The sequence below is a fragment of the Streptosporangium sp. OZ121 genome, assembly GCF_051918885.1.
Taxonomy (GTDB): Bacteria; Actinomycetota; Actinomycetes; order Streptosporangiales; family Streptosporangiaceae; genus Streptosporangium.
This window is the reverse complement of the sequence record NZ_JBPXMC010000046.1, coordinates 34,113-49,284: the sequence shown is the minus strand read 5'-3', so window position 1 is coordinate 49,284 and position 15,172 is coordinate 34,113. Positions and strand designations below refer to the sequence as shown.

14 protein-coding genes and 2 pseudogenes are annotated in these 15,172 nt (G+C 72.5%); 10 read left to right on the top strand and 6 right to left on the bottom strand.

Features of this window, described 5'->3' with window-relative positions; genetic code table 11:
• Positions 1-77 precede the first annotated feature (77 nt).
• The 5 genes from ACTOQ1_RS40875 (at position 78) to ACTOQ1_RS40855 (ending at position 3,539) form a co-directional block, all read left to right on the top strand.
• Positions 78-1,307, top strand: coding sequence for an MFS transporter (locus ACTOQ1_RS40875; protein ID WP_440073728.1), 1,230 nt, complete (start codon positions 78-80; stop codon positions 1,305-1,307).
• 32 nt (positions 1,308-1,339) lie between these two features.
• Complete coding sequence (locus ACTOQ1_RS40870; protein ID WP_440073727.1) at positions 1,340-1,681, top strand: metalloregulator ArsR/SmtB family transcription factor; 342 nt, start codon at positions 1,340-1,342, stop codon at positions 1,679-1,681.
• A gap of 47 nt (positions 1,682-1,728) precedes the next feature.
• Positions 1,729-1,851 (top strand): hypothetical protein, encoded by a 123-nt coding sequence (locus ACTOQ1_RS40865; RefSeq protein WP_440073726.1) that lies wholly within the window; start codon positions 1,729-1,731, stop codon positions 1,849-1,851.
• Positions 1,852-2,007: 156 nt separating this feature from the next.
• On the top strand, positions 2,008-2,259 hold the full coding sequence (locus ACTOQ1_RS40860; RefSeq protein ID WP_440073724.1) for a hypothetical protein: 252 nt from the start codon (positions 2,008-2,010) through the stop codon (positions 2,257-2,259).
• Complete coding sequence (locus ACTOQ1_RS40855) at positions 2,256-3,539, top strand: M28 family metallopeptidase (protein ID WP_440073722.1); 1,284 nt, start codon at positions 2,256-2,258, stop codon at positions 3,537-3,539. Before ACTOQ1_RS40860 ends, ACTOQ1_RS40855 begins: the two co-directional genes overlap by 4 nt.
• Positions 3,540-3,697: 158 nt before the next feature.
• On the opposite strand, the gene ACTOQ1_RS40850 is transcribed toward ACTOQ1_RS40855, so the two are convergent.
• Both ACTOQ1_RS40850 and ACTOQ1_RS40845 read right to left on the bottom strand, forming a co-directional pair.
• On the bottom strand, positions 3,698-4,981 hold the full coding sequence (locus tag ACTOQ1_RS40850; RefSeq protein WP_440073721.1) for a molybdopterin dinucleotide binding domain-containing protein: 1,284 nt from the start codon (positions 4,979-4,981) through the stop codon (positions 3,698-3,700).
• A complete protein-coding gene (locus ACTOQ1_RS40845) occupies positions 4,950-5,105 on the bottom strand; it encodes a hypothetical protein (RefSeq protein WP_440073720.1) in 156 nt (51 codons plus the stop codon). The genes ACTOQ1_RS40850 and ACTOQ1_RS40845 overlap by 32 nt, the downstream gene beginning before the upstream one ends.
• 78 nt (positions 5,106-5,183) lie before the next feature.
• On the opposite strand from ACTOQ1_RS40845, the gene ACTOQ1_RS40840 reads away from it, so the two are divergent.
• The 5 genes from ACTOQ1_RS40840 to ACTOQ1_RS40820 all read left to right on the top strand — a co-directional run bounded on the left by ACTOQ1_RS40840 (position 5,184) and on the right by ACTOQ1_RS40820 (position 9,493).
• Positions 5,184-5,636, top strand: a complete 453-nt coding sequence (locus ACTOQ1_RS40840) for a winged helix-turn-helix transcriptional regulator (RefSeq protein ID WP_440073718.1) — start codon at positions 5,184-5,186, stop codon at positions 5,634-5,636.
• A 155-nt stretch (positions 5,637-5,791) separates the two neighbouring features.
• Complete coding sequence (locus ACTOQ1_RS40835; RefSeq protein WP_440073717.1) at positions 5,792-5,926, top strand: hypothetical protein; 135 nt, start codon at positions 5,792-5,794, stop codon at positions 5,924-5,926.
• 148 nt (positions 5,927-6,074) lie between these two features.
• The gene (locus ACTOQ1_RS40830) at positions 6,075-6,890 is read left to right on the top strand and encodes a S1 family peptidase (RefSeq protein WP_440073716.1); all 816 of its coding nucleotides are present in this window, start codon (positions 6,075-6,077) and stop codon (positions 6,888-6,890) included.
• 252 nt (positions 6,891-7,142) lie between these two features.
• Positions 7,143-7,484: a VOC family protein gene (locus ACTOQ1_RS40825; RefSeq protein ID WP_440073715.1), complete on the top strand. Its 342-nt coding sequence runs from the start codon at positions 7,143-7,145 to the stop codon at positions 7,482-7,484.
• A 569-nt stretch (positions 7,485-8,053) separates the two neighbouring features.
• Positions 8,054-9,493, top strand: a complete 1,440-nt coding sequence (locus tag ACTOQ1_RS40820) for an MFS transporter (RefSeq protein ID WP_440073713.1) — start codon at positions 8,054-8,056, stop codon at positions 9,491-9,493.
• Positions 9,494-9,577: 84 nt separating this feature from the next.
• Here the strand turns inward: ACTOQ1_RS40820 and ACTOQ1_RS40815 are convergent.
• From ACTOQ1_RS40815 to ACTOQ1_RS40800, 4 genes and pseudogenes are all read right to left on the bottom strand, one after another.
• Positions 9,578-9,961 (bottom strand): annotated as a pseudogene (locus ACTOQ1_RS40815) (sarcosine oxidase subunit gamma); the annotation flags it as partial.
• A 345-nt stretch (positions 9,962-10,306) separates the two neighbouring features.
• Positions 10,307-13,363: pseudogene (locus tag ACTOQ1_RS40810) on the bottom strand (2Fe-2S iron-sulfur cluster-binding protein); the annotation flags it as partial.
• 181 nt (positions 13,364-13,544) lie between these two features.
• Positions 13,545-13,823, bottom strand: a complete 279-nt coding sequence (locus tag ACTOQ1_RS40805) for a sarcosine oxidase subunit delta (protein WP_440073711.1) — start codon at positions 13,821-13,823, stop codon at positions 13,545-13,547.
• A 13-nt stretch (positions 13,824-13,836) separates the two neighbouring features.
• Positions 13,837-15,057, bottom strand: coding sequence for a sarcosine oxidase subunit beta family protein (locus ACTOQ1_RS40800; protein WP_440073710.1), 1,221 nt, complete (start codon positions 15,055-15,057; stop codon positions 13,837-13,839).
• Positions 15,058-15,172: the final 115 nt, after the last annotated feature.

The window sequence follows — 15,172 nt, the reverse complement described above, 5'->3', positions numbered from 1 at the left end:
GGTCGGCCTGGCCACCGGCATCGGTGGCGGCCTGCTCGCCACCCCGCTCCCGCTGGCCACCGTCGGCGGCGGTGACGTTGACGGCTGCTGAGGCCGAACACCGGCCGTCGGCCGGCGGCGACGACGCACCGGCACGTCACGGCCGGCGCGTCGTCGCCGCCCTGGCCGTGACGCAGACCATCGGCTACGGCGTGCTCTACTACGCCTTCTCCGTCTTCCTCACCCCCATGGCGGCCGACCTGCACGCCACCGGCACCCAGATCACCGCCGCGCTGACCGGCTCGATCCTGATCGCCGCGCTGTGCGCCCCGCTGGTCGGCCGCCTGCTGGACGCCCACGGCGGCCGGGGCCTGATGACCACGGGGTCGGTCATCGGCGCGCTCGCCGTCCTGGCCTGGTCACGGGTCGAGAACCTGCCCCAGCTGTACGCGGTCTTCGCCGCGATCGGCATCGCGTGCGCGATGGTGCTGTACGAAAGCGCCTTCGCCGTCATCGTCAGCTGGTTCGACGGTCCCGGCCACGGCCGGGCCAACGCCCTGCTCGCGCTCACCGTCGTCGCCGGGTTCGCCTCCACCGTCTTCCTGCCGCTGACCGGGCTGCTGGTGGACTCCTACGGCTGGCGCACCGCCCTGGTGATCCTGGCCGTGATCTACGCGGCGGCGGCGATCCCGTTGCACGCGCTCGTCGTGCGCCGCCCCGCCCGCACCGGGCACCGGCCGGTCACGACCCGGGAGCGGGCCGAAATCGTCAGGGCCGCCACCCGCCGACGGCCGTTCTGGCTGCTGGTGATCGCCTTCACCGCCAACGGCGGCGCGGCGGCGGTGATGTCCGTCCTGCTCATCACCTACCTCATCCATCTGGGTCACTCACCCGTCCTGGCCGCCACGCTGGCCGGGCTGCTGGGGGTGCTGTCGGTGACCGGCCGCCTGCTCACCGCCGGCCTGCAACGCCGCCTGCCCGCCGATCTCATCGCCGCCGCGATCTTCACCCTGCAGGGTGTCGCCGCCGCGCTGCTCCCGCTGGCCGGGCGCACGGTGCCGGGCGCCGTCGGCTGCGTGCTGGGGTTCGGGCTCGGCTTCGGCATCGCCTCCATCACCCTGCCGCACCTGCTCCTGCGGCGCTACGGCACGAGCGCCTACGCCTCGCTGTCGGGCCGCGTCGCCGCCTTCTCCGTCGCCGACAAGGCGCTGGCCCCGCTGGGCGCGGTCGCGCTGGCCCAGGCGGCCGGCTACACGTGGGTGATGGCGGCGGTGGCGGTGGCCTGCGCCGTCGCCGCGCTCGCGCTGGTCGCCTACCACCGCACATGATTTAGACAAATGTCGAATCAAGGGGTCGTCGCATGACCGCCACCCGGTGTTGTGCCCCGATCGCTTGCGAACCCATCTCACCGGCCGACGCGGCCGAACTCGCGACGGCGCTCAAGGCGGTCGCCGACCCCGTTCGGCTGCGCCTGCTGTCGATGATCGGCTCCCACGCGGGCGGCGGGGCGTGCGTGTGCGACCTGACCCCCGCCTTCGACCTGAGCACCCCCACCATCTCCCACCACCTCAAGATCCTGCGGACGGCCGGGCTGATCGACAGTGAGCGGCGCGGCACCTGGGTCCACTACCGGATCGTCCCCTCGGCGGTGGCCCGGCTGGGCGCGCCGTTCACCCCGCTCACCGAGCCCGCGAACATGTGAGCCCGACGGAGGCGACCGCACTGTCGCCTTCGCCGCGGCGGATCGACATGCCGGTGCCCGGCGGCGGGCAGGCCTGGTCGGCGGCGGGCAACCACCCGCGCCGGGCGAAGGCCGATTTCGTCATCCTCGACGCCCAGGACCAGCCGGGCGGGGCCGAGCGGCACGCTTGACCCGAGCGGCGAGCACGCCTCGCCGTTCTGATTAGATGCTTCTCTAACTTGACAGCGATCTAATCAAGATGGAACGCTGAGCCTACTTAGATATCCGTCAAATCCGAAGGTCGGTGCGGCGCGAGAACGTGCGCCACCGATCCGAAAGGAATCTCAATGACCATGGCAAGTGAGAGCACCGGCGGATTCATCGGGGACCTGCGGGAAGCCTTCACCCCGCCCGCGGCCGGAGGATGCTGCGGAGGCCCCGCTCCCGCCGCGTCCGACGACGCCGTCTCCGTGGCCGTGTCGTGTTGCGGAGGTACGGCCGAGGCCGGGCAGGCCGCCCAGACCGGGTGCTGCGGCCAGGCACCGGCCACTCCGGCCGCCGCCGCTGCCGGTGACGCCTCCGGCGGGTGCTGCGGATGAGCTCCCCGGCCCCCGTCTCCTCGCCCGTGCCATCAGCGGCGGCCGAGGTCCCCGGCCTGGCGTCCGCCCTGGAGCAGGTGAGCGCGCGGCGGATGCTCGACTGCGTCGCGGAGCTGGCCGCCGACCGTTACGCGGGCCGCCGGGTGGGCACCCCCGGCGGCCGCGCCGCCGCCACCTGGCTCGCCGGCCGGTTGCGCGCGCTGGGCGCCGATGTCCGGCATGACCCGTTCGACGTCGCCGAGGTGCGAGAGCTGTATCGCACACCGGTGTTGCGGTGGAGCACCGGCCGGTCGACCCTGCGATTGGAGCATCGCCGCGATTTCGCCGAGCACCCGGCCTCGGCCGAACTGCCCGATCCGCGCTCGGCGCCGCTGGCGGACACGGGCACGGCCGATCTCGGCGGGCACTGGGTGCTGGCTCCGGCCGGCGAATGGGCGCGGATCTGCCGGCGCGCCGAAGCCGACGGCGCCCTCGGCGTGCTGACGGCGCGAAACACCGACGACGAGGGATGGATGCCCAAAATGATCGCCGGGCCCGCCCGGCGATCGGTGGCGGTCCTCGGAGTACGCGCCGACCTGCACCGGCGGCTGGCCGACGCCCTCGCCGCCGGGGAGGTGACCGTGACCGCGTCGGCACCGCTTCGCGCGGTCGGCGCCGGCGGCGTCAACGTTCACGGCCACCTGCCGATCGGGCCGGGCGTGCCGTACGAGGGATCGGGGGAAGGGGCGGCGGGCGGGCCGCAGGTGCTGCTGACGGCGCACTTCGACGGAGTGGGCGACGACCCGGACCGCCGCCTGCCCGCCGCGGCCGACAACGCCTCCGGGGTGGCCGCGGTCCTGGAGGCCGCCCGCGTTCTCACCGCCACCTTGACCGTGCCGGTGGATCTGAGGGTGTCCTTCCTGGACGCCGAGGAGGTCGGCGCCTGGGGTTCGGCTCACCACGCCCCCGCTGTGGCGCCGGGCACCCAGGTCGTCAACCTGGACGGGGCCGCGCAGCTGCACCAGGCGGCCGCGGTCGAGGCGGGCGGCCCGGCCCATGCCCTGCTGGCAGCCCTGGACCAGGCCGGGCGCCGCACCGGGACGGCCTTGCGTGCCGGAGCGATGGCCTCGGACAATCGCCGCTACGCCGCGGCGGGACTGGCCGCGATCGGCATCGGCATGGGCATGCCCGGCTACCAGACCCCCGCCGAGACCCCCGACCGCGTCGAGCCGGCCACCCTGGTGGCCGCCGCCCGCCTGCTCGTCTCCACCGTCTGGCTGCTGGCCGGCACGCGCCCCTGAGCGGGGCCGTCGGACCTGGACCGCCGGCGTGCGGGCCCGCGTCCAGGCGTTCGGGCACGCGGGCCCGGCTCGGCTGTCCGGCCTCTTCCAGGACCTTCAGCCGGCGGCCGTCCCGCAGGGTGCGGCCCACGTCGCCCGTCGGGTCCCGGCGAGCGACCTCACCGGGACCCGGCGAGCGCCACGAGCCGTGCGGGTACGTGCTTGTGCCAGGGCGTTCCCGCGTAGGCGTCGCGGTCCTGGCTCGAGGTGAGCTCGTTGGGCGCGACCCCGGTGACGACCCGGCCGGCTTCGGGATCCAGATGGTCGACCCCGAACCCGTTGGGCAGCGAGATGTGCCCGGGGCGCATCCGGTCGGTCAGTTCCACGACGACCTCGGCGCTGCCGCGCGGGGTGGTCAGCATCGCCCGGTCGCCGGTGGTCACTCCCAGGCGTTCGGCGTCGGAGATCCCGATCCGCAGCGCCCCGCCCATGTCGCGTCTGCGCCAGTCCGGGTCCCGGATGATCGTGTTGGCGGTGAAGGCACGCCGTTCGCCGGCCGACAGCACGAACGGCCATTCCCCGTCGCCGGCCGGTTCGGGCCGGTCGGCGAGTCCGGCCACCTCGGCGAGGAGTTCGGGGATGTGGAGCTGGACGCGCCGGCCCTTCAGGCGCCGCCAGGTCTCCTCCTGCACGTCGTCGGTGGTGACCAGACCGTGCGGGCTGGAGATGATCGCGTCGAAGAGCCGCTCACCGGCCTCCACGCCCTCGCCGTGGCCTGCCCGCTTCACTCCCGCGGGGTTCTCCTGGACGAAGCCGTGCGCCGCGCCCCGCAGCACGGCCGCGGCCGCGGCACCGTCGGGCAATGTCGGCCCGAGCGTCCGGTAGAGCAGTACCGGAGCCAGCCGGGCGAGCTGCGGTCGCGAGCCGAGCACGTTCAGGAACGCCTCGGCGAACGCCGCACGGCCCTGGGCGGCCGCTTCCCTCAGCGGCTCGACGACCTCCGGGGGCAGCGCGCCCGAGGCCTCCACCAGCCGCGCGTGGATCTCCGGCTCGGGCAGCGGCCCGTCCGGCGGGTCCACGACCGGCCGGCGGAGATGGAAGATGTTGCGCGGGAAATCGAAGGTGAAGAACGTCGCCTCCCACTTCTCGAACTGGGTCGGCGCCGGGAGCACGTAGTCGGCGAGCCGCGCGGTCTCGGTCATCGCGACGTCGATGACGACCAGCAGGTCCAGGGCCTCCAGTGCGGAACGCATGGCCACCGAGTCGGCCAGGGAGTGTGCCGGGTTCGCGCTCTCCACGAGCATCGCCCGGTAGCGGGCCGGGTGGTCGGTGAGAATCTCCTCGGCTATCACGTTGCAGGGCACCAGCCCCCTGATGATCTTCGCTCCGGCGACCGGGCTGACCGGCCCCTCGCCGACCTTGTGCCCGCGGTCACGGGCGATCGGCCATCGTCGCCGTGGCATAGGTCCCGCCCAGGTGGTTGCCCTCTCCACGGATCTTGTCGAACGCCCCGGACCGGCCGACCAGGATCTCGACCCCGCAGTTGCATTCGCACAGGATGCAGGCGCTCGGCCGCCACTCGCCCATGATCGATCCCCTTGATGCTCTGTGAGTTCTTTTTTGGAACTTAGTCAGTTCCAGAAAAGAACTAAATAAACTCATGGCATGCGCTGGAAGGACATCGGGGACGTCGACTGCTCGGTCGCCCGCACCCTGTCGGTGATCGGTGACCGCTGGACCATGCTCGTGCTGCGCGACGCCTTCCTGGGCGTGCGGCGCTTCGAGGAATTCCAGAACGACCTCGGAGTCTCCCGGCACCTGCTGGCCGACCGGCTGGGCACCCTGGTCGAGCACGGGATCCTCGAGCGGCGCCCCTACAGCGAGCGGCCACTCCGGCACGAGTACCGGCTGACCGCCAAGGGCCTCGACCTCTATCCGGTGATCATCTCGATCGCCGGCTGGGGCGACCGCTGGATGGCGGGCGAGGACGGCCCGCCGCTCCCCCTGCGCCACCGGAGCTGCGGCGAGATCATCGCCCCGGCCCTGACCTGCCCCTGCTGCGGCGAACGAATCGACCCCCGGCAGATGACCCCGGTCAGCCGGACGGCGTCACCCTGAGAGCCTCCTCGGCGGCGCCTCGCGCGGCGCGAACCCAGGAGAGCAGGGGCCGGCATCCGGCGCGAGACCTGCTGACGGTTTCTCCGCACGACACCGGTGGCCGGCGGACTCGCCGTGGCGGCGCGGCGCACCCCGAAGACCCGGCGGCGGTCGTCTTGGCCGGGGTCACGATCGTGGAGAACACCGTCGTGGGCGCCGGAGCGGTGGCCACCCGCGATCTTCCGGCGAACGTCGTCGCGGCGGGCAGTTCCGCACCGATGATCCGCACGATCGAGCCGGGCACGGCGTGAGCGGACCCGCTCACGCGCGGTCACCCGCCCCGGGGGAATGTGATCGGGAAGCCGATGATCGCGGCCGGCTTGCCGTTCAGCACATCGGATCCGTAGATCTTTCCGAGCCCTGTATCAAATGTAACCCTTGGGCGGTTACAGTTCCTGCGTGCGTTTCATCCCCTTTGTCATGATTCCCCTCGCCCTCGCCGCTACCACCGCGTTCCCCGCCTCCCCCGCCTGGGCCATCACGAACGGATCACCCGACCTGACCGCTCACCCGCAGGTGGGAGCCGTCATCGGCGACAAGCCAAACGATGACGGCACATGGTCCTACTGCACCGGCACCCTCATCTCGCCCACCGTCTTCCTCACCGCCGCCCACTGCGCGGAAAAGGGGCAGAAGACCGCCCGGGTCTCCTTCTCCAGCCGCTACCGGCACGGGGACAAGATCTACACCGGCCGCTACGTCATCGACTCGCGCTACAAGGACAAGTCCGATCTTCATGACATGGCCGTTGTCGTCTTCGACACGGCCGTCCCGGGCATCAAGCCCGCCAGACTGCCCACCGAAGGTCTGCTCGACCGCCTCGAAGCCGCCAACGCCCTGAAAATAACGCGGTTCACCCCGGTCGGGTACGGTGCCATGGTCTCGACCAAGGCCTCGGCCAAGGGGAAGCACGTCTCCGCCAGGGGGAAGCACAAGGTGCGGCTGACCTACACCGACACCCGCCACCAGGCGTCCATCTCCTTCGAGGACCTCACCCGCAGGTGGCTCAAACTGTCGCTCTCCTCCAAGGGCGACGGCAGCACCTGCTTCGGCGACTCGGGCGGTCCGAACTTCCTGGGCGGACCCACCTCGGACCTGCTCGTGGCCACGACCATCAGCGGAGACGACGACGCGTGCAGGATGACCAACTACGACTATCGCCTGGACACCCCCCAGGCCCGGTCCTTCCTCAAGAAGTTCGTCACGCTTCCCTGAACAGGTGATCGCCCCGGCGAACCCCCGCCCCGCCACGTCCCTGAACGGGTGATCGCCCCGGCGGACCCCCGCCCCAAGAGGTCACCCGCCGGCCCGGGCCGACGGCTTGCGGCCGGCCGGAGGAACCGCCGGGCCAGGGGCGCGGGCGTCTACGGTGGTCGCGGCGTCAGCCGAGCCGAGCGCGCGCGGCGAGGCGGGCGCGTCCGGATCCGCGGGGCCGCGGGAACCGGACGAAGTCCATATGATCACGGTATGGCCCTCGACCTGTACGCGGGAATCCCGGTCACCGAATACACGATGGCCTTGAAGTGGTACGAACGGCTGCCGGGCTCCCCGCCGACGTTCGTCGCGAGCGACACCGAGGCCGTGTGGGAGCTCGCGGAACATCGGTCCGTGTTCATCGAGCAGCTGCCCGAGCACGCCGGCCACGCAATGCACACGGTCTTCGTCGACGACCTCGACGCGCTCGTCGCGCAGATCGCCGAGCAAGGGCTCGACCCCGCGAAGCGGGAGACCTTCTCCAACGGCGTGCGCAAGGTCACCTACCGCGACCCCGACGGGAACGAGATCGGGTTCGGCGGCGCCCCGCTGTGACCGCCCCGGGCCGGCGCGGCACCCCGTAACCGTCAGGCCGCCCCGAGCCTTGCGGACCGTTATGGCCGCCGTGGCCGCCCCGTGCCTTGCGGACCGCCGTGGCCGCCACGGCCTCCATGGCCTCCACGGCCTCCATGGCCGATCGCGCGGAGGCCGCGCGATGTGATCGGGCCGCGGTTCGCCGGAGCCGCCTGAGGCGGCGCGCCACCCGCCCGCCCGCCCGCCAAGCGGTTCCTGCCGCTACGTCCGATTGCTGAATTATTCATCTTGACCGGCGTGAAAGATGCACGCCCTTTTGATGATTGATGCTCTGGCTGCCCCTTGGCCACGACCACATAATTGATTTACATCAGGAACAATTATGTCGGCGTCGAGGGGAGCGAAAATTGTCAGCCCTGGCCGTGCTTCGCCCGCCGGTGGACGCGCGTATTCGCCCGTGGTCCGCGGATGGCCGTCGAGGCCGTGGCGCTCGAACCAGCCGCCCAGGCCGTCGTCGGTCACGAATTCATTCGGCCCGGAATCAATGCTGAGAATGACTTAAGCCGCACCAGGAGACAGGAGAAAAAACCATGGACTCTCAGGTCAAGAAGCCACCACCACTGCTTCTGTTGTGCCTCGCCCAGTTCATGCTGACACTCGATTTCGCGATCGTGAACGTCGCTCTGCCGTGGATCAAGACCGACCTGTCCTTCACCGCCGGCGCCCTGCCGTGGGTCGTCGGAGCGTACGCGCTGTTCTACGGCGGCTTCCTGCTGCTGGGTGGACGCGTGGGCGACATCATCGGCCGCAAGCGCATGTTCGTGTGGGGCCTGGCGATCTTCACGATCGCGTCCCTGGTGGGTGGCTTCGCGACCAGCTCCATCGTGCTGATCATCGCCCGTGCCCTGCAGGGCTTCTCGGCCGCGGCGGTGGCCCCTGCCGTGCTGGCGATGATCGGCGCGGGCTTCCCCGAGGGAGAGGCGCGGGCCAAGGCCATGGGCGTGTTCGGCGCCGTGTCCTCGGTGGGCTTCGCCGGCGGCGTGCTCGCCGGCGGCGTGCTGACCGAGATCTTCGGCTGGCGGGCCGTCATGTTCATCAACGTCCCGGTCGGTATCGCGATGGTCGTGCGCGCCGCGATCCGCCTCGACGACGACAGTGTGCGGACCAGGTCCGCGCGCATCGACGTGCCCGGTGCCATCCTGGTGACCGCGAGCATGTGCTCGATCGCCTACGCACTGACGATCGCGTCCGACGAGGGCTGGGGCACCGCCGGTGTGCTGACCCCGCTGATCGCCGGTCTCGTGCTGCTGGCCGTGTTCCTGTTCGTGCAGACCCGCGTGTCCGCGCCGCTGGTGCCGCTCTCGATCTTCCGTAACCGCGGGGTGACGGGCGGCAACCTGGTCGCGTTCCTGTCGGGTGGTGTCATGTCCATCTCGACGTTCTTCATCACGCTCTACATGCAGCAGATCCTGGGCTTCTCGGCCATCCTCACCGGCCTCGCGTTCTTCCCCCAGGCCCTCGTGGTCGTGCTGGCGTCGCTGCCGGTGGCGAAGACGACCGCACGGATCGGGGCTCGTCCGGTGCTGACCGTCGGCGCCCTGTTCCTGGTGGCCGGTTCACTGGTGCTGGCCCTCGCGCCCGCAGACGGCTCGTACCTGCTGAACGTGCTGCCCGGCGGCATCCTGATCGGCGTCGGTGTGACGGTCATGATGATCAGCACCGCGGTGGCGGCCACGTCCGGTGTGGCCGGTGCCCAGATGGGCCTGGCGTCGGGCCTCTATAACTCGAACCGCCAGCTCGGGGTCGGGCTGTGCCTCGGTATCGCGGTGGCGGTGGCGTCGCTGGCCGCCGGGTCCGGGCAGGGGATCTCCATCGGTGGGATCCAGACGGCGTTCTGGCTCTCCACCGCGCTCTCCGTGGTGATCGCGATCGTCTCCGCGACCGTCGTGCCGTCGGTGCGCAAGCCGGCTCCCGACGCTCCCGCGGCCTCCGCCCCGGAGACCAAGCCCGCCCCCGTGGCCGGCCGGTAGGTCTTTCGCACGTTCGAGGGCCGGTCCCGGCGCACGCCGGGACCGGCCCTTCCGCCGTGTCCGCCCAGGCCCCCGGCGATCACCTCAACCGCCCAGGTACTCCCCCGCCGCGTCGAGGAGCCAGGCCACGAGGTAGTCCGCGAAGGACGGGCGTACGAAGACGTGGAACCCGCCGTTCTCGCGGGCGGCGAGGACGACCTGGGCGCGGGCGAGCACGGTCTGGGCGCAGCGGCCGGGGCCGAACGCGCGGGGGTGCAGGTCGAGGGCGCAGCCGTGGGAGAGCAGGTCGCGCGCCCTCGGGCCGGTCACGAGCAGTACGGTGCGCTGGGCGGAGACGTCGGTGACGGCGGCGTGACCGGTTCCGGCGGCGGCTCGCAGGCGGGCCTCCAGGCCGGTGCCGCCCGCGGGCCCGACGACCAGCCACTCGTCGGGGCCGAGCCACAGCACCCGGGTGTCGTTCGCGGCCGTACCGGACGGTGACACATCGGTGCCGGTGCTCGCGAAGGTGCCGGGTTCGGTGGGGAGCGGGACGCCGAGGGCGAGGGCGATGTCGGCCGCGGTGTCGCTCCCGGGCTCCACCCGCAGGTCGATCTGGGTGAGGAAGGGCAGTTCCTCGATGCGGAGGCCCGGACTCGACACCGGCTCCAGCCGGGCCGCCGGGCTCGACCGCCCGGACGGCTCCGTTCCCCGCGGCTCCGTTCCCCGCGGTTTCGTTCCCAGCGGTTTCGTTCCGGAGGGTTCCGCCGTCCCGGAGAGCTCCGTCGCGGGCGGCTCCGTTCCGTACGGCACGCCCGGTCGCGTCCCGGCCGGTGGACCGTCGCGGCGCGCTCCCTCGGGGTCGTAGAGGACGTGGTGGGTGACGGTGACGGGCAGCTGTTCCCCTCCGACGGGTACGTACAACCGCTCGCCGACGCGTTCGCGCCCGCCGCTGACGAGGGCGAGGGCGAAGGTCCTGCCGAGCGCGGCGCTGCGGTAGCTGGAGGTGACGTGGCCGAGCATGGGGACCGGCGGCTCGGGCAGCCGGTCGGCGGCCACCAGGTGGGAGCCCTCGGGCAGCAGGACGTCCGGGTCGAGCGGCAGCAGGCCGACCAGGTGCTTGCGGTCGGGCCTGGCGGTGTCGGCGCGGGCGAAGGAACGCCTCCCGACGAAGTCGGCCTTCTTCTTGGACACCACCCACTCCATGCCGAGGTCGGCGGGGGTGACCGTGCCGTCGGTGTCCTGGCCCACGATGGGGTAGCCCTTCTCGGCCCGCAGCACGTGCATGGTCTCGGTCCCGTACGGGGTGACCGCGCCGGTGGCCTGGACGGCCTCCCACAGGGCGAGCCCGTCCCATGAACTGACGTTGATCTCGTACGCCAGCTCGCCGGAGAAGCTGATCCGGCACACCCGCGCGTCGAGGCCCGCCACCCGGGTGTCGCGCCACGTCATGAACGGGAAGCTCGCGTTGTCCACGGCCAGGCCGGGGGCGAGCCCGGCCAGCACCTCGCGGGAGCGCGGCCCGGCGAGCGCGACCGTCGCCCACTGCTCGGTGACCGAGGTGCAGTAGACCCGCAGCGAGGGCCACTCGGTCTGCAGCCACTCCTCCATCCAGTCGAGGACGGCGGCGGCGTTGCCGGTGGTGGTGGTCGCCAGGAAACGGTCCTCGGCCAGGCGGATCACCGTGCCGTCGTCGAAGACCATGCCGTCGGGGCGGCACATCACGCCGTAGCGGATCGAGCCGACCTTCAGGGTGCTCATCATGTTGGTGTAGAGCCGGTCGAGCAGCTCCGCGGCGTCCGGCCCCTGGATGTCGATCTTGCCGAGTGTGGAGGCGTCCATGGCCCCGGCGGCCTCCCGCACGGCCCGGCACTCGCGCAGGACGGCGGCCTCCATGTCCTCGCCCTCGCGGGGGTAGTACCAGGGCCGCTTCCACTGGCCGACGTTCTCGAACGGCGCTCCGTACGCCACGTGCCACTCGTGCAGCGCGGTGACCCGGACGGGGTCGTGCAGCGCCCCCCTGTCGCGCCCGGCGAGGGTGGCGAAGGAGACCGGCAGGTAGGGGGCGCGGAAGGTGGTGGTGCCGAGTTCGGAGACGTCCACGCCGAGGGCGTGGGCGACGACACCGCTGGTGAGCACGCCGGAGGTCTTGCCCTGGTCGTGCCCGGTCCCGGCGGTGGTGTAGCGCTTGACGTGCTCGACCGAGCGGAGCCCGGCCCCGGTGGCGCGCATCACGTCGGCGACGGTGACGTCGCGCTGCAGGTCGACGAAGTGGGTTCGGTAGTCGTCGGCGGGAACGAGCCACACATGCTCGGCGGGGGTGGTCCCGGAAGGCTCTCCGCCGGGCGAGACCGCCCCCGGCTCCCGCGCTCCCCCGGCCTGCGGGATCTCCGTGTCCGGGGACGCCCTCCCTGCTCGCGGAGTCTCCGCGCCCGGTGACGTCTCCCCCGGCCGCGGGGCCTCCCCCGCTTCCCTGACGGACGCGCCGGAGGTGGAAGGGGTTCGGAGACCGGCCGCCCCGGCGGCCCGCGTCCCGGCGGCGGCGCCGTCCTCCAGGCAGGCGGCCAGGGTGCGGAGCCCTCGGGCGGCCCCGGCGACCTCGACGGCCTGGCGGATGCTCCCGGGGACGAAGGAACCGAGCGCCTCGTCGTAGCGGAGCGTCCCCCCGGCCTGGCTGAACAGGTGGACGGCGGGGTTCCAGCCGCCCGAGACGAGCAGCAGGTCGGCCTCGATCTCACGCCCGCCGGAAGGAACCGCCCCGGAAGCGGCCGACCCGGAACCGATCACCCCGGAACGCGCCGCCCCGGAAGCGGCCGATCCGGAAGCGGCCGATCCGGAAGGCCTGCCGCCCGCGACGGGTCTCTCCGAGACGGTCACGGAGGTGACGCCGTGCTCGCCGTTCGCGCGGGTGACGAAGTGACCGGTGAGCACCTCGGCGTCACCCAGGCCACCCGCACCGTCCAGGCCGCCCAGGCCGTTCCGTCCCGGATCGCCGGAGGCACGCGTGTCCACGACGGCGGCTATCTCGACGCCCGCGGCGGTCAGGTCGCGGGCCGCGGCGTAGGCGCCGTCCCCGGTGGTGAACACCACCGCGCGGCGGCCGGGCAGGACCCCGTACCGGTTCACGTACGCGCGTGCCGAGCCGGCGAGCATGACGCCCGGCAGGTCGTTGCCCGCGAAGGCGATCGAGCGCTCGTGCGCGCCCGTGGCGAGGACGACGCGGCGGGCCCGGATGCGCCAGACACGCTCGCGGGAGGAGGCGTTCTCTCCCCTGCGCTCCACGGCGACCAGGTAGTTGTCGTCGTAGTAGCCGAACACGCTGGTACGGGTGAGCACCCGCGTCTCCGGGTGACTCTCCAGCGCGGCCAGCGCGGTGGCGGCCCACGCCGTGCCCGGGACGCCGTCGACGCTCTCACCGGTGTCGGGCAGGCTGCCGCCGGGCGAGGGCCGGTCGTCGGCGAGGATCACCCGGGCGCCCGACCCGGCCGCCGCGCTCGCCGCCGCCAGGCCCGCCGGGCCCGCGCCGACCACCAGGACGTCGCAGTGCGCGTACACGCCGTCGTAGCGCGCCGGGTCGGGTTCGGCGGCGAGCCTGCCCCTGCCCGGCAGGCCGGTGGCCACCAGCCCCGCGTACAGCTCGACGACGGTGGCCTGGAGCATCGGCTCGGGGAAGGGGTGCTCGATCTGGACGACGGCGTTGGGCTCCTCGGTCCAGGCGGCGAAGATCCCTCGGGGGCGGCCCAGCGTGACGCTCGTCGCGACCGTGCGGACGCCGTTGGCGAGCAGCGCGGCGGCGAGCGTGTCGCCCCGGTACCCCTCGTAGTCGCGGCCGTCGAACCGGAACGGCAGTACCTCCCCGCGACGGCCCGCCCGGCGGAACGGCTGCCCGCTCACCGGCGCACCACGCTCTCGCCACCGGCCGGAACATCCGCGCCGCGGGTGACCGGGCGACTCGCGCCGCGCGTGGCGTGGACGTTCACGTCACCGGTGGCCGGGCGAACCACGCCGCCAGTGGCGCGCACGTTCACGCCGGCCGGGAGCGGCGGGTCAGCCGCCGCGCCGGCCGTCCGGCGGTTCACGCGACCACCGGCCCCGGCTCGCCCACGCGGTACACGGCGTGGAACTCGTTGGTCGCGGTGTCGCGGACCGCGTTGAACCAGCGGCGGCATCCGGCCGCGTGCTGCCAGCGCTCGGCGAACGGCCCCTTCGGGTTGTCGCGGAAGAACAGGTACCGGGCCCACTCCTCGTCGGAGAGCGCGGCGGGGTCGCCGGGGTAGGCGACGTGGGCCTGCCCGCCGTGGTGGAACTCGGCCTCGTCCCGTGGACCGCACCACGGACAGGGGATCAGCAGCATCGGTCGGGCTCCTTCAGTGGGCCACCGCGGCGGCGCCGTGCTCGTCCACGAGCGCGCCGGTGGTGAATCGTTCGAGGGTGAAGGCGGCGTTGAGAGGATGCGGCTCGCCGTGGGCGATCGTGTGCGCGTAGCACCACCCGACGCCCGGGGTGGCCTTGAAGCCGCCGGTCCCCCAGCCGCAGTTGACGTAGAGACGGTCGACGGGGGTGAGCCCGACGACGGGCGAGGCGTCGGGGGTGACGTCGACCACCCCGCCCCAGGTACGCAGCACGTGGGCACGCGCGAAGACGGGGAACAGCTCCAGCGCCGCCGCCATCTGCCGCTCGATGATGTGGAACGCGCCGCGCTGCCGGTAGGAGTTGTACGCGTCGATGCCCGCCCCCATGACCAGCTCGCCCTTGTGGGCCTGGCTGACGTAGACGTGCACCGCGTTGGACATGACCACCGTGGGGTGTACGGGCTCCAGCAGCTCCGAGACCAGGGCCTGCAGCGGATGGCTCTGCACCGGCAGCTCCACCCCCGCCATCCGGCCGACGACCGAGGAGTGCCCGGCCGCGCACATCGCGACCCTGCCCGCGGCGATGCGGCCCCTGGTGGTGCGTACGGCCTCCACCCGCCCGTCCACGACGTCGATGCCGGTGACCTCGCAGTGCTCGATCAGGTCGACGCCCATCGCCGAGGCGGCGCGGGCGAACCCCCAGGCCACGTAGTCGTGCTTGGCGATCCCCGCGCGCGGCTGGTAGGTGGCGCCGAGGACCGGGTAGCGGGCGTCGGGCGAGACGTCGACGATCGGGCAGACCTCTTTCACCTCCTCGGGGCCGAGCCATTCGGCGTCGACGCCGTTGAGACGGTTGGCGTTGACCCGGCGGACGCTCTCCCTGACGTCCTGCGGGCTGTGCGCGAGGTTGAGCACGCCGCGCCGGCTGAACAGGATCGGGTAGCCGAGGTCCTCCTCCAGCCCCTCCCACAGCTTGAGCGAGTGCTCGTAGATGCCCGCGCTCTCGTCCAGGAGGTAGTTGGACCGGATGATGGTGGTGTTGCGGGCCATGTTGCCGCCCGCCAGCCAGCCCTTCTCCAGCACGGCCACGTTGGTGATCCCGTGGTTCTTGGCCAGGTAGTAGGCGGTGGCCAGACCGTGGCCTCCGCCGCCGACGATCACCACGTCGTAGGAGGCCTTCGGCTCGGGGCTGCTCCACAGCCGGTCGGGGTGTTCGGGCAACTCCTCGGTGCTCATCGTCGTCCCCTCTCGATCCCGCCGGCGGGCTCCGGCGTCGCGGGTCCCGTCATGGACGCCGACGCCACGGACTCCGGATCCGCGGGAGTCACGGGGCGCGTCGGCGTGTCCTTCC